The sequence below is a fragment of the Micromonospora tulbaghiae genome, assembly GCF_900091605.1.
Lineage (GTDB): Bacteria > Actinomycetota > Actinomycetes > Mycobacteriales > Micromonosporaceae > Micromonospora > Micromonospora tulbaghiae.
In genome coordinates, this window is record NZ_FMCQ01000010.1 from 130,261 (window position 1) to 148,271 (window position 18,011).

Annotated in this window: 15 protein-coding genes; 8 read left to right on the plus strand and 7 right to left on the minus strand. The window is 75.6% G+C overall.

Annotated elements, in window-relative coordinates; all coding sequences use genetic code 11:
- The 3 genes from GA0070562_RS25885 to GA0070562_RS25895 form a co-directional block, all read right to left on the minus strand.
- Positions 1-843 carry an SDR family NAD(P)-dependent oxidoreductase gene (locus tag GA0070562_RS25885; RefSeq protein ID WP_091426952.1) on the minus strand — a complete coding sequence of 281 codons (843 nt, stop codon included), beginning with the start codon at positions 841-843 and terminating at the stop codon, positions 1-3.
- A complete protein-coding gene (locus GA0070562_RS25890; RefSeq protein WP_091426953.1) occupies positions 840-2,147 on the minus strand; it encodes a flavin-containing monooxygenase in 1,308 nt (435 codons plus the stop codon). Before GA0070562_RS25890 ends, GA0070562_RS25885 begins: the two co-directional genes overlap by 4 nt.
- A 71-nt stretch (positions 2,148-2,218) precedes the next feature.
- Positions 2,219-2,869: a TetR/AcrR family transcriptional regulator gene (locus GA0070562_RS25895; RefSeq protein WP_091427087.1), complete on the minus strand. Its 651-nt coding sequence runs from the start codon at positions 2,867-2,869 to the stop codon at positions 2,219-2,221.
- A 79-nt stretch (positions 2,870-2,948) separates the two neighbouring features.
- On the opposite strand from GA0070562_RS25895, the gene GA0070562_RS25900 reads away from it, so the two are divergent.
- From GA0070562_RS25900 to GA0070562_RS25910, 3 genes are read left to right on the plus strand one after another with little or no spacing between them, the layout of a single operon-like run.
- Positions 2,949-4,301, plus strand: a complete 1,353-nt coding sequence (locus tag GA0070562_RS25900; RefSeq protein WP_091426954.1) for an MFS transporter — start codon at positions 2,949-2,951, stop codon at positions 4,299-4,301.
- 12 nt (positions 4,302-4,313) lie between these two features.
- Entirely contained in the window at positions 4,314-5,486 is a 1,173-nt protein-coding gene (locus GA0070562_RS25905; protein ID WP_091426955.1) for a hypothetical protein, read from the plus strand.
- Between the two features lie 60 nt (positions 5,487-5,546).
- The gene (locus tag GA0070562_RS25910) at positions 5,547-6,137 is read left to right on the plus strand and encodes a pyridoxamine 5'-phosphate oxidase family protein (protein ID WP_091426956.1); all 591 of its coding nucleotides are present in this window, start codon (positions 5,547-5,549) and stop codon (positions 6,135-6,137) included.
- Between the two features lie 6 nt (positions 6,138-6,143).
- Here the strand turns inward: GA0070562_RS25910 and GA0070562_RS25915 are convergent, their stop codons facing one another.
- On the minus strand, positions 6,144-7,625 hold the full coding sequence (locus GA0070562_RS25915; protein ID WP_091427088.1) for a peptide MFS transporter: 1,482 nt from the start codon (positions 7,623-7,625) through the stop codon (positions 6,144-6,146).
- A gap of 225 nt (positions 7,626-7,850) precedes the next feature.
- Here GA0070562_RS25915 and GA0070562_RS25920 point away from each other — a divergent pair, with 225 nt between their 5' ends.
- Positions 7,851-8,192 (plus strand): RNA polymerase-binding protein RbpA, encoded by a 342-nt coding sequence (locus GA0070562_RS25920; protein WP_007070998.1) that lies wholly within the window; start codon positions 7,851-7,853, stop codon positions 8,190-8,192.
- A 63-nt stretch (positions 8,193-8,255) separates the two neighbouring features.
- Here the strand turns inward: GA0070562_RS25920 and GA0070562_RS25925 are convergent, their stop codons facing one another.
- From GA0070562_RS25925 to lnt, 3 genes are read right to left on the minus strand one after another with little or no spacing between them, the layout of a single operon-like run.
- Positions 8,256-8,777: an FxsA family protein gene (locus GA0070562_RS25925; protein ID WP_091426957.1), complete on the minus strand. Its 522-nt coding sequence runs from the start codon at positions 8,775-8,777 to the stop codon at positions 8,256-8,258.
- 53 nt (positions 8,778-8,830) lie between these two features.
- Complete coding sequence (locus GA0070562_RS25930; RefSeq protein ID WP_091426958.1) at positions 8,831-9,622, minus strand: polyprenol monophosphomannose synthase; 792 nt, start codon at positions 9,620-9,622, stop codon at positions 8,831-8,833.
- Between the two features lie 26 nt (positions 9,623-9,648).
- A complete protein-coding gene (lnt, locus tag GA0070562_RS25935; RefSeq protein WP_244254754.1) occupies positions 9,649-11,244 on the minus strand; it encodes an apolipoprotein N-acyltransferase in 1,596 nt (531 codons plus the stop codon).
- A gap of 133 nt (positions 11,245-11,377) precedes the next feature.
- Between lnt and GA0070562_RS25940 the strand changes: the two genes are divergently transcribed.
- The 4 genes from GA0070562_RS25940 to GA0070562_RS25955 all read left to right on the plus strand — a co-directional run bounded on the left by GA0070562_RS25940 (position 11,378) and on the right by GA0070562_RS25955 (position 17,667).
- A complete protein-coding gene (locus GA0070562_RS25940; RefSeq protein ID WP_225853306.1) occupies positions 11,378-12,682 on the plus strand; it encodes a low temperature requirement protein A in 1,305 nt (434 codons plus the stop codon).
- Between the two features lie 52 nt (positions 12,683-12,734).
- On the plus strand, positions 12,735-15,845 hold the full coding sequence (locus GA0070562_RS25945; RefSeq protein WP_091426961.1) for an ATP-binding protein: 3,111 nt from the start codon (positions 12,735-12,737) through the stop codon (positions 15,843-15,845).
- Between the two features lie 68 nt (positions 15,846-15,913).
- Positions 15,914-16,888, plus strand: coding sequence for an ATP-binding cassette domain-containing protein (locus GA0070562_RS25950; protein WP_091426962.1), 975 nt, complete (start codon positions 15,914-15,916; stop codon positions 16,886-16,888).
- Complete coding sequence (locus tag GA0070562_RS25955) at positions 16,885-17,667, plus strand: ABC transporter permease (protein WP_091426963.1); 783 nt, start codon at positions 16,885-16,887, stop codon at positions 17,665-17,667. Before GA0070562_RS25950 ends, GA0070562_RS25955 begins: the two co-directional genes overlap by 4 nt.
- Positions 17,668-18,011: the final 344 nt, after the last annotated feature.

Sequence of the window (18,011 nt, forward strand, 5' to 3'; positions counted from 1 at the left end):
CTACCGGCGGGCCTGCCGGTGCCGCCGGACCATGCCCTCGGCCAGCGCCGCACCGTCCAGGTCACCGGCGGCCAGCCGCCCGGCGACGGTACGGCGCACCATCCGGTCGGCGAGCGCCGGAGCGTGCCGGGCCAGCGCCATCTCGATCCGGCCGCGCCGGGTGGTGGCCACGTCCCGTGGGGCGCGCCGGGCGGTGGCGGCGTGCAGGATCGCGGCCACCACCCCCTCGACCGGCTCCGGCCGCGACACCCCGCTCAGCGACAGCCCGGCCGCCACCGTGCTGTCGTGGATCGGGGAGGCGACCATGCTGGGGTAGACGACGCTGACGCCGACGTGCGTGCCGACCTCGTGGCGCAGCGCGTCGGCGTACGCGACGAGCGCCCGCTTGCTGACCCCGTAGGCGGCGGCGAGCGGCAGCGGCAGCACGGCCATCCGGCTGGCCACGAAGATCACCCGGCCGCGGGCCGCCTCCAGGGCCGGCATCGCGGCGGCTGTGGTCCGCCAGGCGGCGAGCAGGTTCACCTCGATCTGGCGGCGTACCACCTCGTCCGGCGGCAGCTCGGCGGGCGCGGGGCCGCCCACACCGGCGTTGTTGATCAGCAGGTCCAGTCCGCCGAGCCGGTCGACGGCGGCGGCCACCGCCGGTGGCGTCGCGGCCGGGTCGGTCAGGTCGACGCCGAGCACCGGCGGTGTGGCGTCGGCGTCGGCGTGCAGGTCCAGCCCGACCACGCGCGCGCCCGCCGCGGTGAGCGCCGCGCCCAGGTGCTGCCCGAACGTGCCCCGAGCGCCGGTGACCAGCACCCGCCGCCCGGCCAGCGCGCTGCTACGGCCCGGCGCGCTCATCGTGCCGCCCCGGCCCGGCGCCGCCCGGTGGCCAGCTCGCGGCCCAGCTCGGCCAGGTAGACGTCGAAGTCCACGCGCATGTGCGGGCGGCGCTGCCCCCACCGGGCGGTGGCGGCGCGCAGCTCCTCGCGGCAGGCGGCGGCCTGCCGGGCCGCGTCCGGTGGCGCCCAGGTGCCGGCCAGCCGCGCGGCCACCAGCCGGGCCTGCGCCTCGACCAGGGGGAACGCCGCGCCGGTGGACTGCATGAGCCCGACGAACGCCAGCCCGGGCGCGTCCAGGTGGAACACGTGCCGGTACAGCGGCAACCGGTCCGCGCCGTCGCCGACCAGCGCCGGGTCGAGGAACGGCATCTCGACCCGGTAGCCGGTGCACCACACGACCAGGTCGACCTCGTCGGCGCGGCCGTCGGTGAACTCGACCCGGTCGCCGTCGAAGCGGGCGATGCCGGGCCGGGCCTGGATGTCGCCGTGGGTGAGCCGGGACAGCAGCGCGTCGGACAGCGTCGGGTGGTCCTGGAGGAAGCCGTGCGCCGGCGCGGGCAGCCCGTACCGGCTGGGCGGCCCGACGGCGGTGGTGATCATGGTCTGGCTGATCCGCTGCCGCAGCCGCCAGGGCAGCCGGCGGGCGAGCGCGCCGTTGAGCGTGTCCGACGGGCGGCCCAGCAGGTACTTGGGCACCACCCACACGCCGCGGCGCAGCGACAGCAGCGTGCGCGCGGCGGCGTACGAGGCGTCGACGGCGATGTCCATGGCCGAGTTGCCGCCGCCGACCACGAGCACCCGCCGCCCGGCGAGCTGCTCCGGTCCCCGGTAGTCGTGGCTGTGCATCTGCTCGGCCGTGCACTCGCCCGGATACGGCTCGGGCCGCTTCGGCACCCGGTTGTGCCCGTTGGCGACCACCACCGCCTCGACGTCGACCTCGACCGGGCCGTCCGGGCCGGTGGCGCGCACCCGCCAGCCGTCACCGGTGCGGGTGACCCGCTCGACGGTGTGCCGCAGCCGTACCGCCTCGCGCAGCCCGAACCGGTCGGCGTAGTCGCCGAGGTAGCCGGCGACGCGGGTGTGGTCGGGGTAGTCGGGCCAGTCGGCCGGCATCGGGTGGTCGGCGAACTCGGTGCGCCCCTTGCTGGTGTTCAGGTGCAGCGTGCGGTACGCGGGCGAGCCGGGTGCGCCGTACACCCAGAGGCCGCCGAGCGTGTCGGCCGCCTCGAACGCGATCGCCGGGACACCGGCGTCGGCGAGCGCCTTGAGTGTGGCCAGTCCGGCGGCTCCGGCGCCGACGACGGCGACCCTCGGTACGGCCATGCCCGCCTCCTTAATCCAACGACCGATGGATAATCGCCCGGAGCGGAGGCCGGCGTCAAGGCCGGTGCCGGTCAGGCGTCCGGCGGGCCGCCCCGGTACAGCGCGTCGAGGAACCGGTGCACGAACGCCCGGAACTCCCGCCGCTCCCGCGCGCCCGAGCCGGCCCCGGCGGCCAGCGCCACCACGTGCCCGTGCACCGCCCAGACCAGGGAACGCACCGTCACGTGCGGGGTCGGCTCGGTCAGCGCGCCGGCCCCGGCTGCGGCCACCAGCAGTTCCTCGACCAGCCCGTACAGCGGCGCGGCGTAGCGACGGTCCAGCTCACCGTGCCGCTGCGGCTCCAGCCAGCGGCGCAGCCACAGCGCTGTCGTCTCCGGCCGGTCCTCCAGGAAGTCGACGAACACGTCCACCAGGTCGTGCAGCGCCCGCAGCGCGTCGGGCGACCCGGCCGACAGGGCCGCCCGGGCGCGTTCCCCGGCGGCCTCGATGACCTCCCGCTCGGCGCTGAACACGCGGGCGAAGCAGGCGTCGTAGAGCTGCGCCTTGGTGCCGGTGTGGTGCACGACGGTGGCCGCGTCCACGCCCGCCGCGGCGGCGACGTCGCGCACGCTGACCGCGTCGAAGCCCCGTTCGGCGAACAACGCGGTGGCGGCGGCGAGCACCAGGTCACGGGTCGGCCGCTGGTCGTCGCGGCGGGGCCGGCCCGGCCGGCGGCGAGGCATGGTCATCCGGCCATTGTTCCCCCTACAATCCAGCAACCGTTGGATTGGGGGCGGCGTGCCCCGAGGACAGGAGACCGCCATGACCGGGCTGGATCAGCGCTCCGACGCGGTCACCCTGCCGCGCGGCCCGCTCGTCGGGTTCGCCACCGGCTCGCTCGGCATGGGCGTCTGGGTCACAGTGCCCGGGCTGCTGCTGCTCTACTTCCTGACCGACGTGCTGGCGGTCGCGCCGTGGCTGGCGGGGCTCACCCTGCTGCTGCCGAAGATCGCCGACGTGCTGCTGCACCCGTGGATCGGGCACCGCTGCGACGTCGAGCAGGCCCGCCGGGGCCACCGCCGCCGGCTGCTGCTGGCCGGGTGCGTGCTGCCACTGGCGTTCGCCGCGCTGTTCGCGGTGCCCGGCGACCTCACCGGCGCCGCCGCGGCGGGCTGGGTGGCGGTGTTCTTCGTCGCCGGCAACCTGCTGTTCGCCGCGTACCAGGTGCCCTACCTGGCGACCCCGGCGGACCTGCGGATCGGCTACCACGAGCGGACCCGGCTGATGGCGTTCCGGATGGTGGTGCTGACGCTCGGCATCCTGGTCTCCGGGCTGCTCGCACCGCTGCTGGCCGGCGGCGACGACGCCACCCGCGACGGCTACCTGCGGATGGGCGTGCTACTGGCGGCCGGCATGCTCGCCGCGATGCTCGTCGGCGTCGCCGGGATCGGCCGGTTGCGCCGTACCGCCGCCGACACGGTCCCGCCGCACGGCCCGGGCGGGTGGCGGGCGCTGGCGGCCAGCCTGCGCGACCGGCAGTTCCGCTGGCTGGTCGGCGCGTACCTGGCCATGTCCACCACCACCCACCTGGTGCTGGCCGGTGTGCCCTACTACGCCGAGTACGAGCTGGGCCGCCCCGGGCTCACCACCGTGCTGGTGGCCGCGTTCGTCGCACCCGCGCTGCTCGTCACGCCGGGCTGGCTGGCGGTGGCGCGGCGGATCGGCAAGCAACGTGCCCTGCTCGCCGGGCAGGCCGCGTTCGCCGCCGGGTCGCTCGTGCTCGCCGTCGGCCGTCCGGCCGGGCTGCCCGTGCTGGTCGCCGCCGTGGCGGTGCTCGGGGTGGCGTTCGCCGGCATGCAACTGCTGCCGTTCTCGATGCTGCCCGACGTGATCCGCGCGGCCGGCGGCACCGAGCGGGCCGGCACGTACACCGGGGTGTGGACCGCCACCGAGGCCACCGGCGCGGCGCTGGGCCCCTACGCGTACGCGCTGTGCCTGGCCGCCGGCGGGTTCGTGGCCTCGACCGCCGGGCAGACCGTGACCCAGTCCCCGGCCGCGCTCGACGCGCTGCGCTACGGCTTCGGGCTGCTGCCCGCCACCGTGATGGTGATCGCTGTGCTGCTGCAACGCCGCTACACCCTCGACGGCGCGGCCCGGGCCGACGCCGCCGGATAGACTTCGCGCCCGATGGACGCCGAGCCCGCCACCGACATCCGACCCTGCGCCCACTGCGGACGCGACGTGCCGCAACGCGCCGGCGCGGGCCGCCCGTTCCGCTACTGCCGGGACAACGACGGCGCCTGCCAGCGGGCCGCCCGCAACTCGCGGATGCGTCACCGCAACTCCCCCGGCCTGCCCGGTCAGGTGGCGCGCACCTGGGAGGCCGTGGACCGGCTCGACCAGATCGTGGAGACGCTCACCGAGGCGCTGCACGCCGAGCTGTCCCCGGCCGGTGTGGAACGGCAGCTCGCCGAGCTGCGCGCGGAGACGTCCGCGCAGGTCGCGGCGGCGCACGCCGAACGCGACGAGGCCCGCCGCGAGGCCGAGGACGCCACCGCGGCGGCTGCTCGCGAGCGGCAGCAGGCCCGCGCCGCGTACGCCGAACGCGACGCTGCCGCCGACCGCGCCGAGCGGGCGGAGGCCACCGCGTCCGCCGCGGCCGAACGGGCCGCCGCAGCAGAGGACGCCCGGGACGCGGCCCGCGCCGAGGCGGGCGCGGCGCAGGCGCTGCGGGTGCAGGCCGAACGCGACCGCGACGCGGCCCGGCACGAACTGCGCACGGTACGCACCGAACGCGACGCCGAACGCCGCCGGGCGGCCGAGCTGACCGCCGAACGGGACGCCGCCCGCGCCGACGCCGAACGGGCTACCCGCTCCGCCACCGAGGCCCTCGACCGGGCCGAACAGTCCCGTGCCGAGGCGCAGGCAACCCAGGCCCGGGCCGCCGAGGCGGAGCGTTCCGCCCGTGCCGCGACCGAGCGGGCCGACACCCAGGCCGCCTCCGCGCAGCAGGCCCGGGCCGAGCGGGACCGGGCCGACGCGGCACGCGCCGACGCCGAGGCGGCACTGGAACGCGTCCGCGCCGAGGCTGCCGCCTCCGTCGAACGGGCCCGCGCGGACGTGGCCGCCGCGGTGGAGCAGGCTGCCGCCCGTACCGCCGAGCGGGACGCACTGGCCGCGGAGCTGGCCGAGGCGCGGCGGGCCGCGAGCGCCGCCGAGGCCCGGGCGGCCGAGCTGGCCGCGCGCACGGCCGTGATCGAGGCGGACCGGGACGCCGCGCAGCGCCGCGCCGGGCAGCTCGCCGACCAGGTCAGCGATCTGGCCACGGCGCTGGCGCGGCTGGGCACGCGGACCGGCTGAGGCGGCCACGGGCTGGGAACGGGGCAGCGCCATACCCCGGCCGGGGGCGAGGATCGGGGCATGGGAAAGACATACGAGCGCATCGACGGCCGGCTGCGGGACTTCATCGAGGCGCAGCCGATGTTCTTCGTCGCCACCGCCCCGCTGTCCGGTGACGGCACCGTCAACCTCTCCCCGAAAGGGCTGCGCGGCTGCCTGGCGGTGCTCGACGAACGCACTGTGGCGTACCTCGACTTCGCCGGCAGCAACGCCGAGACCATCGCCCACCTGCGGGAGAACGGCCGCATCACGCTGATGTGGTGCGCGTTCACGGGCCCGCCCAACATCGTGCGGGTGCACGGGCGCGGTGAGCCGGTGTTCCGCGACGATCCGCGCTGGGCCGGTCTGCTGGCCCACTTCCCCGACATCGACCCCGGTCCGCACGGGCTGCGCGCGGTCATCGTGGCGCACGCCGAGCTGATCCGCGACACCTGCGGATACGCGGTGCCGTTCATGACCTACGACGCCGACCGGGACCTGCACGAACGCCGGTTCGCCCGGGAGGACGACGCGTCGCTGAGCGCGTACTTCGCGGGCAAGGACCACGTCGCCACCAGCCTCGACGGGCTGCCCGGCCTGCCGTTGCCGCTGCCGCCCACCCCGGCGGTGTGAGCGCGGTCAGTGGATGCCGGCCATCAGCTGCCGGATCTGGCGGGTGAACATCACCGCGGCCAGGCCCAGCACCACCGAGGCCAGCCCGAAGGTCAGGAAGTACACCGGCTGGGACCAGGTGTCGGCCAGCCGGGCCACCTGGCCGCCGATGGCGTCGCCGACGGCGGTGGCGAGGAACCACAGGCCCAGCATCTGGCTGGCGTACTTGACCGGGGCGAGTTTCGTGGTGGCCGACAGGCCGACCGGGCTCAGTGACAGCTCGCCGGCGACCTGGATCGCGTACACCGCGACCAGCCACAGCGGTGAGACCAGGTCGCCGCCGACGGCTGCCCGCGCGGCGGCGGCCATCAGCACGAACGACAGACCGTTGAGCACCAGGCCGACGGCGAACTTCGTGGGCGTGGACACCCGGTGCCCGAGTTTGAGCCACAGCGCGGCGGCCAGCGGCGCGCCGATGATGATGAGGATCGGGTTCACCGACTGCAACCAGGACGCCGGGAACGTGAACCCGCCCACCGAGCGGTCGGTCCGGTCGGCGGCGAAGATGTTCAGCACCGACCCGGCCTGGTCGTAGATGAGCCAGAACGAGGCGGCGAACAGGAACAGCCACACGTACGCCTTCATCCGGCTGCGTTCGGTGCCGCTGATCTCCCGGTCGGTGAGGATCCGCGCGAAGTAGCCGACCGTGACCAGCACCGTCACCACGGTCAGCAGGTTGACCACCGTGTCGACGGTGAACCAGCCGGACACCAGCAGCACCAGCAGGGCGGCGAGCACCACGACACTGGCCACGCCGATTCGGGTCAGCGCGCGCCGCCGGTCGGCGCCGAGCAGCGGGTCCGCCGGGCGGGCGCCCGCGTCACCGAGGTTACGGCGGCCCAGCACGTACTGGAGCACGCCGAAGGTCATGCCGACCGCGGCGGCGCCGAACCCCAGATGCCAGTTGATCTTCTCGCCGAGGAAGCCGGTGATCAGCGGCGCGATGAACGCGCCCAGGTTGATGCCCATGTAGAAGATGGAGAACCCGGCGTCACGGCGCGGGGAGTCCCGCTCGTACAGGTCACCGACCATGGTGGAGATGTTCGGTTTGAGCAGGCCGGTGCCGAGCACGATCAGCGCCATGCCGGCGAACACGCTCCACCCGGTGGGGATCGCCATCACGTAGTGACCGGCGGCGATCACCACGCCGCCCCACAGCACGCTGCGCCGCGCGCCGATCAGCCGGTCGGCGACCCAGCCGCCGGGCAGCGCCATCAGGTAGACCATGGCGTTGTAGGTGCCGTACACGGCGTTGGCGCTGGACTCGCCGAGGTCCAGCCCGCCGTCGGCGACCGCGGCCGTCAGGTACAGCACGAGGATCGCCCGCATGCCGTAGAAGCTGAACCGCTCCCACATCTCGGTGAGGAAGAGCGTGGACAGCGCACGGGGATGACCGAAGAAGGTCTTCCCGGCGGGTGGCCGGGCCCCGACCGGCGCGTCACTGCTCATCGTCACCTCCGGCACGCAAACAGGTGGGTAACATCCCCGTTGACAGGCGAAACACTCCACCGATTCGGCCCGGCCGGGGACGACCCCGCCGGGCAGCTGTCATGGCCGGTTACCCTTGACACTCCCGACCCGCGTACGGCCCTGCCGCCGTGGGCCGGGGAATGGGCGAGCGGTGACCGGTCGTTACACCTGAAGACCAGCACCACGAACGAGGGGAAGTCGATCATGGGCGAGCGCATGCTGCGCGGTAGCCGGCTGGGCGCGGTCAGCTACGAATCCGACCGCAACACGGAGCTCGCGCCGCGCCAGACCCGCGAGTACCTCTGCGCCAAGGGCCACCAGTTCGAGGTGCCGTTCGCCGTCGACGCCGAGGTCCCGACGACCTGGGAGTGCAAGTTCGACGGCAGCGTCGCCCGCCTGGTCGACGGCACCGAGCCGGAGCAGAAGAAGGCCAAGCCGCCGCGTACCCACTGGGACATGCTGCTGGAGCGGCGTTCGATCGCCGAGCTGGAGGACATCCTCGCCGAGCGGCTCCAGGAGGTCCGGACCCGCCGCGGTCGTGCCTGACCGTCCGTAGGACGCCGAAACGCCCCCGGGATCACCCGGGGGCGTTTCGCTGTCTCCACCGCCTCAGCGGTCGACGATCTCGCCCTCGATGGCCTTGCCCGGGTCGGTGACCGGCTGCGGCGCCGGGGCCGGCGAGGGCTCCGGGGCCGGCTGCGGCGCACCCCGGTACACGCGCACCCGGCGCGGCCCGAACAGGTCACCGGCGACCATCGACGACACCCGTCGTTCGGTGGCCCGGCGCACCCCGCCACCGGCCAGCCGGCGCAGCGGCGGCACCAGCAACAGCAGGCCCACCACGCCGCTGACCAGGCCCGGCAGCGCCAGCATCAGCGCACCCAGCAGCCCGACCAGCCCGTCGGTCACCTCGGGGCCCGGCGGACGGCCCGCCTGGGCGGCGGCCCGGAAACTCCGCCACGCCCGCATGCCCTCGCGGCGCAGCAGGACCAGACCCAGCAGGGACGCCCCGAACACCAGCAGCACCGCCGCGCCGAACCCGACGGCCCGGCCGACCAGCACGAAAACGGTCAGCTCCAGCAGCGCGAGCAGCAGCAGGGCCGGTGGTACGTACTTCAGTCCTCGGCGCATCTCACCTCATCAGCCCGGGGTCATCACGCCCCTCAAGCATGACACGCCCTCGCTCAAGGCCAGCGCGCGAGCGCGTCCGGGCGGGCGGACGCGGTCGCCAGGCGGTCCCGCACCCCCCAGCGGGTGACCCGCCACAGCGCCTCGGCCACGATCAGCGGGCTCATCTTGCTGTCGCCGTGTTCCCGCTCGGCGAACGTGATCGGCACCTCCACGATCCGCACCCCGGCGCGGTGCGCCAGCCGCGACAGCTCCACCTGGAACGCGTACCCCTGGGAACGCACCGAGCCCAGGTCGATCGCGTCCAGCGCGCTGGACCGGTACACCCGGTAGCCGCCGGTGGCGTCGCTGACCGGCATGCCCAGCGCCAGCCGCGCGTACAGGTTGCCCACCCGCGACAGCAGCAGCCGCCGCCACGGCCAGTTCAGCACCCGCGCGCCGCGGGTCCACCGGGAGCCGATCACCACGTCGGCGTCGCGGGCGGCGTGCAGCAGCGCCGGCAGGTCCTCCGGGGCGTGCGAGCCGTCGGCGTCCATCTCCACCACCGCGTCGTAGCCGCGGGTGCGGGCCCAGGCGAAACCGGCCAGGTAGGCCGCGCCGAGCCCTTCCTTGCCCTCCCGGTGCAGCACGTGCACCCGCGGGTCGTTCCCGGCGAGGGTGTCGGCGATCGCGCCGGTGCCGTCGGGGCTGTTGTCGTCGGCGACGAGCACGTCCACCGCCGGCGCCACCGCGCGTACCCGGGCGACGATGCGCCCGACGTTGTCGGCCTCGTTGTAGGTGGGGATGACCACCAGGACCCGCCCCACCCCGCGATGGCCGACCGTCCGCCTGTCGGCTGCCACGCCCACCGTCGCACCGCCTCCCGCTCGTCGGCTCAGCCGGGAGCGACCTCCCGGCGGCGGCGCAGCACGGCCGCGCCGGCCAGGGCCGCGACCGCCAGCGCCGTCAGCGCCACCTCCGGCCACACCCCGGCCGTGGTCGCCGGGGTACGCCCGTCGCCGAGTTCCATCTGCCGCACCACCACGGCGGCGGTGTTGAACCCGGTCGCACCGTCTACCCGCCCGTCCGGGGAAACGAACCCGGACACCCCGACCGTGGAGGCCATCAACGCGGCCCGGCCGTGCTCCACCGCCCGCAGCCGCACCATGGCCATCTGCTGACGGGCCTCGGCCACGTCGAACGTCGCGTTGTTCGTCTGCACCACCAGCAGCTGCGCGCCGCCGGTGACGGTGTCCCGAACGATGCCGTCGTAGGCCACCTCGAAGCAGATCACGTCGCCGAGGACCGCCGGGCCGGCGTCCAGCACGCCGGGACGGTCACCGGGTACGAAATCGGAACGGACCCGGTCGACCTGGGAGCTGATCTTGCGGGCGACGGAGCGCAGCGGCACGTACTCGGCGAACGGCACCGGATGCCGTTTCGTGTACACCTGGTCGAGGTCCGCGCCGGTGCCCGGCCGCCACAGCAGCCCCGCGTTGCGCACCTGCCCCTGACCGGGCCCGACCAGCACCGCGCCGACCAGGATCGGCGCGCCGATCGCGTCGGCGGCCTGGGAGATCCGCTCCCCCGCGCCCGGGTTGCGCAGCGGGTCGATGTCGCTGGAGTTCTCCGGCCACACCACCATGTCGGGCCGCGCCTGGCCGCCCTCGGCGACCCGCCGCGCCAGGTCCAGCGTCGCGTCGACGTGGTTGTTCAGCACCGCCTGCCGCTGCGCGTTGAAGTCCAGCCCGAGACGGGGCACGTTGCCCTGCACGATCGCTACGGTGACGGTGTCGCCCGCGCCGCGTACCCCGGTCGGCACGGCCGTGCCCGCGGCGAGCAGCGCCACCAGCGCGGCGGTCAGCCCGGCGACGGGCCGCCACTGCCCGGGCGTACGCCGCCAGTCCCGCCACGCGGCGGTCACCAGCAGCCCGCCGGCGACCGCGACGGCGAACGTGACCAGCGGGGCGCCGCCGAGCGCGGCGAGCTTCAGCAGCGGCGACGTGTCCTGGCTGAACGCCAGCCGCCCCCACGGGAACCCGCCGAACGGGGCGCGGTCACGCAGCGCCTCCTGCCCCACCCACAGCACGCCGGTGAGCAGCGGCCACGCCGTCCGGTGCCGGTCCGCAAGCGGCGACACCCAGGCGGTGGCGGCGCCCAGCAGCGCCAGAAAGGCGGCCTGGAGCAGCGACAGCAGCGCCCACGGCAGGTAGCCGGTGTGCAGGTTCGTCCACTCCAGCAGCGGCGCGAACAACGCCAGCCCGGTCAGGAAGCCCAGCCCGGCGCCGGCGCGCAGCCGCCGCCGGTGCACGGCGGCGGCCAGCAACGCCACGCCGACCGGCGCCAGCGGCCACCACCCGTACGGCGGGAACGCCAGCAGCAGCGCCACCCCGGCGAGCACGGCGGCCGGCACGGCCAGCGTCAGCGGCAGGGGACGCGCGCCGCCGTCGCCGGGTGCCCCGTCGGTGGCACGCGGCTGTTCCCGGTCCAGCGTCGTCACCGGCTTCTCCCCTCGATCACGGGCCGAAGGCTACCCGCCCGTACCGGTCGTCGGCCCGGACCCCTGCGCCACCGATCGGACAACTGCGCCCGGTGGGCGGAGCCCCGCTGTCATGCTCGGCAGCATGAGCGCTGAGCGGGGACGGGGCCGCATCCTGCCGACCGCGCCCGGCTCCCGCGTCACCCGGGTCGAGTTGTTCTACGACCTCGTGTTCGTGTTCGCGTTCCTGAACGTCACCAACGTGCTCTCCGAAACCCTGAGCGGCAGGTCGTTGCTGGCCGGGCTGTTGCTGCTGTTGCTGCTGTGGTGGTGCTGGGTGTCCTTCGCCGCCGTGGGCAATGTCGTCCGTACCGACCAGGGCGTGATGCCGCTCGTCGGCGCGGTGACGGTGGCGGCCCTGTTCGTTCTGACCCTGGCCATGCCGGCGGCGTTCGCCGACGGGCCGGCGCAGCGGCAGTCCGGACCGCCCGCCGCGGTTCTGTTCGCCTGCTGCTACCTCGTCATCCGGGCGGCCCAGGTGCTGGTGTTCCTCAGCCGCAGCAGCCACCGCGGACGGACCGCCGTGCGCCTCGGCCTGCCGCCGCTGACCAGCGTGGCGTTGATTCTCGCCACCGCGGCCCTGCCCGAGTCGCCCCAGCAGACCTGGGTGGCGTGGCTGCCGCTGGCGCTGTGGCTGGCCGCGCTCTGCATCGAGTACACCTCCGGAGGCCTCGCCCCCAGCGCCGGGCTGACAGTCGTGTCCGCCGCCCACTGGGCGGAGCGGTACGCCCTGATCCTGCTCATCGCGCTCGGCGAGTCGATCATTTCGCTCGGGCTGGGGCCGAAGCTGAGCGCCGGCTTGCCGGCCACGTGGCCGGTGATCGTGGCGTCGGTGCTCGGCATCACCATCATCGCGGCGCTGTGGTGGCTGTACTTCGACAGCCTGGCGCCCGCGCTGGAGCAGCGCCTGCATCGCACCCGCGACGTGCGCGCACGGGCAGCGCTCGCCCGCGACGCCTACGCCTACCTGCACCTGCCGCTGATCACCGGGATCATCCTGTTCGCCCTCGGCCTCAAGCGTTACCTCACCGCCATCTCCCACCCGCGCGGTGATCCCTGGCGGGAACACGCCGCCGCTCTGGACAACCGGGTGCTGTTCGCCGGACTGGTCATCTACATGCTGGGGCTGCTGGCGCTGGGGGTGCGCGCGACGCACCGCGTTTCGGCGGTACCCACCGCCGTGACGGCCGCGATGGCTGTGGGACTGCCGTGGGCCGGCCGGCTGCCTGCGGTGGCCGCGCTGGCGATCCTGGCGGTGGCCAGCGTCTCGGTGGTCCTGCTGGGCCTGCGGTCGGCCGACCCGTGGCGCAGTCAGGTGCGCCGGACCGCGTTGGACGAGCAGGTCGCCGCCGAACAGGAGCAGTCCGAATGGCGCCGGCACCACCTGTGACCCCGCGGGTGGGGAGTGTGGGCGTCACCGGCGACAGGCGACAATCGGGCGCATGCGGTTCGGTGTGCTGGGCGCGACCCAGGCGTACGCGGCCGACGGCAGCGTGCTGCCCGTCGCCGGCGGGCGGCTGCGCGCGCTGCTGGTGCTGCTGCTGCTCGACGCCGACCGCACCGTGGCGCCGCAGCGCCTCGTCGACGGCGTGTACGGCGACCGGCCGCCCGAGCAGGCCGCGAACGCGCTGCAGTCGCAGGTGTCGCGGCTGCGGCGGCTGCTGCCGGACGCGCACATCGAGTTCGGTCCGGCCGGCTACCGGCTGGCCGTCGACCCGCAGCGGGTGGACGTGCACCGGTTCACCGGCCTGGCGGCGGCCGGGCGGGCGGCGCTGGCCGCCGGTGATCCGGACCGCGCGGCGGCGCTGCTGCGCGACGCGCTCGGCCTGTGGCGCGGCGAACCCCTCGCGGACGTGACGGGCGCGCCGTTCGCCGACGCCGAGGCGGCCCGGCTGCGGGAGGCGCGGCTGGCCGCGGTCGAGGACCGGGTCGAGGCGGAGCTGTCGCTCGCGGCGGCCGGCGTGCCGCTGATCGCCGAGCTGCGGGACCTGGTGGCGGCGCATCCGCTGCGGGAACGGCTGCACGGTCTGCTGATGCGTGCCCTGCACGGCGCCGGCCGCCGCGCCGAGGCCCTCGCCGTCTACGCCGACGCCAGGCGGGTGCTGGCCGAGGAACTGGGCACCGACCCGTCGGCGGAGCTGGTCGCGCTGCACACGGCGCTGCTGCGCGACGACGCCGCGCCGGCCGCGCGGCTGCCCAGCCCGCTCACCAGTTTCGTCGGCCGGGAACCGGAACTGCGGCGGGTCCACGACCTGCTCGGCGCGGCGCGGCTGGTCACGCTGCACGGCCCGGGCGGCGCCGGCAAGACCCGGCTGGCCACCACCGTCGCGTCCGGCCACGACGGGCCGGTGTGCCTGGTGGAACTGGCCGCTGTGACACCCGGGGCGCCGGTCGCGCCGGCGGTGCTGGCCGCGCTGGACCTGCGCGACGCCGGCCTGCGCACACCCGGCGGCCCGGCCGACCTGACCGACCGGCTGGTCGCGGCGCTGGCCGACCGGCGGCTGCTGCTGGTGCTGGACAACTGCGAGCACGTGGTCGACGACGCGGCCCGGCTGACCGGCCGGCTGCTCGCCGCGGCGCCCGGCCTGCGGGTGCTCGCCACCAGCCGGGAGCCGCTGGGGCTCACCGGCGAGGCGCTGTGCCCGGTCGGCGGGCTGCCCGCCCCGGACGGGCCGGCCGCGCCGGAGGCGGCAGCCGCGTACCCGGCGGTGCGGCTGTTCACCGACCGGGCCGCCGACGTGTCTCCCGGGTTCACCCTCGACGCCGCCACCACCCCGGCGGTGCTGCGGATCTGCCGCACCCTCGACGGGCTGCCGCTGGCTCTGGAGCTGGCGGCGGCGCGGCTGCGGGCCCTGCCGGTGACGCAGGTCGCGGCGCGTCTGGACGACCGGTTCCGGCTGCTGCGCCGCGGTGACCGCACCGCGGCGCCCCGGCACCGCACGCTGGAGGCGGTCGTGGGGTGGAGCTGGGACCTGCTCGACGCCCCGGAGCGGCGGCTGGCCGCCCGGATGAGCGTGTTCGCCGGCGCCGCCGACCTGGCCGCGGTGCAGGCCGTGTGCGCGCCGGACGCCGGTGACGTCGTGGACGTGCTCACCGGCCTGGTGGACAAGTCGCTGGTGGAGGCCACCGGCGGGCGGTACCGGATGCTGGAGACGATCCGCGAGTTCGCGGCGGCCCGGCTCGCCGAGCACGGCGAGGACGCGCGGGTGCGGGACGCGCACGCCGCGTACTTCCTGGATCTGGCGCTGGCCGGCGACGCGGGCCTGCGCGGCGTCGGCCAGGACCGGTGGCTGCGCCGCCTGGACGCAGCCCGTGACGACCTGCACGCGGCGCTGCGCCACGCGGACACCGGCACCGGGTTGCGGCTGGTCGCGGCGCTGGCGTTCTACTGGTGGCTGCGGGGCCTGCGCGGGGAGGGCGCGGCGCTGGCCCGGCGGCTGGTCGACCGGCTCGACGGCCCGCCCGGCGACCTGGCCGAGGAGTACGCGCTGGGCCTGCTGGTCGCCACGCTCGCCGGCGGCGGTGACCGCAGCGAGGTGGACACCGCGTCGCGGATCCTGTGGACCCTGGCCCGGCCGCCCCGGCATCCGTTCCTGCTGTACCTGTCCGGCATGGCCAGCGGCCCCCCGTCACCGCAGGACGCGGCGGCGCTGCACGAGCAGGCCGTCCAGGACCGGCTGCTCGGCACCGACCCGTGGAGCCGGGCGCTGGGCCTGCTGGGCACGGCGATGGTCAGCCTGCTGCACGGCCGTCACGAGCAGGCCCGCGCCGAGCTGGACGCCGCGCTGGCCGGCTTCCGGGCCCTCGAAGACCGCTGGGGCATGATCGTGACGCTGTCCACCCGCGCCGAGGCCGCCTACCGCACCGGTGACGTCGCGTCGGCGGCCGCGCCGATGGCGGAGGCGCTGGACCTGGCCGAACAGCTCGGCTCCACCCTGGACCTGGCGGAGCTGCTGCGTACCCGCGCCGACGGGCGGCTGGTCGCCGGTGACCTGGCCGGCGCGGCCGAGGACTACCGGCGGGTGCGGCGCATCGCCGGGCCGGCCGGCGCGCCGGAGCTGGTCGCCGCCGCGGATCTGGGGCTCGGCGAGATCGCCCGCCGCGACGGCGACCCGCAGCGGGCGCGGGCGCTGTGCGAACGGGCGGTCGCGCAGTGCCCGTCGGGCTGGTTCGGCGCCGAGGTGGTGCGGCTGGCGGCGCTGGTGACGCTCGGGCAGCTCGCCGACGCCGCCGGCGACCCGGCGACAGCCCGCGCCCACTACCGGCAGGTCCTCTCCGCCGACGCCGGGGTGTGGGACGCGCCGGTGGTGGCCGCGGCGGCCGACGGGCTGGCCGGTCCGCTGCTGCGCGACGGCGACCACGAGGCGGCGGCCCGCCTGCTGGGCGCGGCGGCGGCGCTGCTGGCCGGCACCGGCGCGGCCGACGCCCCGGCCGGCACACCGACCGCCGCCACGCTGCGGGAACGCCTGGGCGAGGCGGCGTTCGCCACCGCGTACGCCGGCGGCGCGAACCTGCCCCGGCAGCGGGCGCTGGCGCTGCTCGACGGCCGCTGACCGGCGCGGCGCCGCCCGGTGCGCGCGCCGTACGCGCCCGGTCAGCGACGCCGGTGACGCTGACACCCATGACCGACGACACGACGGCCGTGCTGGCCGACGGGATACGAAAACGATACGGCCGCACCACCGCACTGGACGGCTTCGACCTGGCCGTGCCGGCCGGCACCGTGTACGGGGTGCTCGGCCCCAACGGGGCGGGCAAGACCACAGCGGTGCGGATCCTCACCACGCTGCTGCGGTTCGACGCCGGCCGGGCCAGGGTGGCCGGGTACGACGTCGCCTCCGACCCGGACCGGGTCCGCGCCGCGATCAGCCTGACCGGCCAGTACGCGGCCGTCGACGAGGTGCTCAGCGGGCGGCAGAACCTGGTGCTGTTCGGCCGGCTGCGCCGCCTGTCCGCGCGCCGGGCCCGCCGCCGGGCCGAGGAACTGCTGGACCGGTTCGGGCTGACCGAGGCGGCCGACCGGTCGGCCGGCACCTACTCCGGTGGGATGCGCCGCCGACTGGACCTGGCGGCCAGCCTGGTGGTGCCGCCGCGGGTGCTGTTCCTCGACGAGCCGACCACCGGCCTGGACCCGCGCAGCCGCAACGGCCTGTGGACGGCGGTGCGGGAACTGGTCGCCGACGGCACCACGGTGCTGCTGACCACCCAGTACCTGCAGGAGGCCGACCACCTCGCCGACCGGGTCTGCGTCATCGACACCGGCCGGGTCGTGGCCGAGGGCACCCCGGAGCATCTGAAGGCCCGCATCGGCGCCGACCGGCTGGAACTGGTGGTCGCCGACGCGACGGACCTGCCCGCCGCGGCCACTGTGGTGGAACGGGCCACCGGCGCGGCCGCGACTGTGGACGCCGAGCTGCGGCGCGTGGACGCGCCGGTCGCCGACCGGATCGCCGTGCTCACCGCCGTGCTGCGGGCCCTCGACGACGCCGGGATCGCCGTGGAGGACGTCCTGGTCCGCCGGCCCACGCTCGACGAGGCGTTCCTGCGGCTCACCGGCGCCCACGCCGACGCGCAGCGGGTGGGGGTGGCGTCGTGAGGGCGCTGACCGACGGATGGCTGATGGCCGGGCGGAACATGCGGCACGTCGTCCGCGCACCGGAGGAGATCATCCTCTACTTCACCCTGCCGATCATGTTCGTGCTGGTGTTCGGCTACGTGTTCGGCAGCGGCATGACCGTGCCGGGCCAGGGCAGCTACCGGGAGTTCCTGCTGCCCGGCGTGTTCGTCATGACGATGCTCTACGGCCTCGGCGCGACCGCGTCGGCGATCGCGGTCGACGCCGGCCGGGGCGTGGTGGACCGGTTCCGGTCACTGCCGATGGCCCGCTCGGCGCTGCTGTCCGGCCGCGCCGGCGCCGACCTGGTACGGGCGTGCCTGGAGATGACCACGCTGGTGGTGTGCGGGCTGCTGGTGGGCTGGCAGTGGCGCGAGGGCATCGGCCCGGCACTGGCGGCGGTGGCGCTGATCCTGCTGCTGCGCGTCGCGATGACCTGGGTGGGCATCCTGTTCGGGCTGCTCGTGCCGAACCCGGACACGGTCGCGGTGGTGGTGTTCCCGCTGGCGTTCCCGCTGACCGCCCTGTCCAACGTGTTCGTCGCGCCGGAGCTGATGCCGGACTGGCTGGGCGCGATCGCCGCGTGGAACCCGCTGTCAGCGACCGTGGCGGCGGCCCGGGACCTGTTCGGCAACCCGGGCCTGGGCGGGGACTCGTGGCCGGCCCGGCACGCGCTGGAACTGGCGATCGCCTGGCCGCTGGCGCTGATCGCGGTGGCCGCCCCGGCGGCGGTGCGCAGCTACCGGCGGCTGGGCCGCTGAGAGGGCTCGGCCGCTGACACGGGGAACATCGGGGGGATGAAATCGGGGCGCGGCCGAAGCCGCGCCCCGATGCTCCCAGGCCCTTCCCGGCCGGTGGGGCGAAGACGATCGGCGCCGACCTTCGGACCGACCCGACGTGGACTGGCTGCCCCCGCCTGGCCGTTGTCTACTGGCCGTGCCTCTCACCCTGCCCGTACACCGGTAACCGCGACCGGTTCGCGCCGCCCCGCCGACCCCCGCCCGCTGGACCTGGCCGCCGCAACCTTCCGGTCGCTCGGCCAGCGGACGAAGGGACGAAGCGAACAACAGCCGCTTCCCGTGGTAGGACTCAAAGACGGTACGGC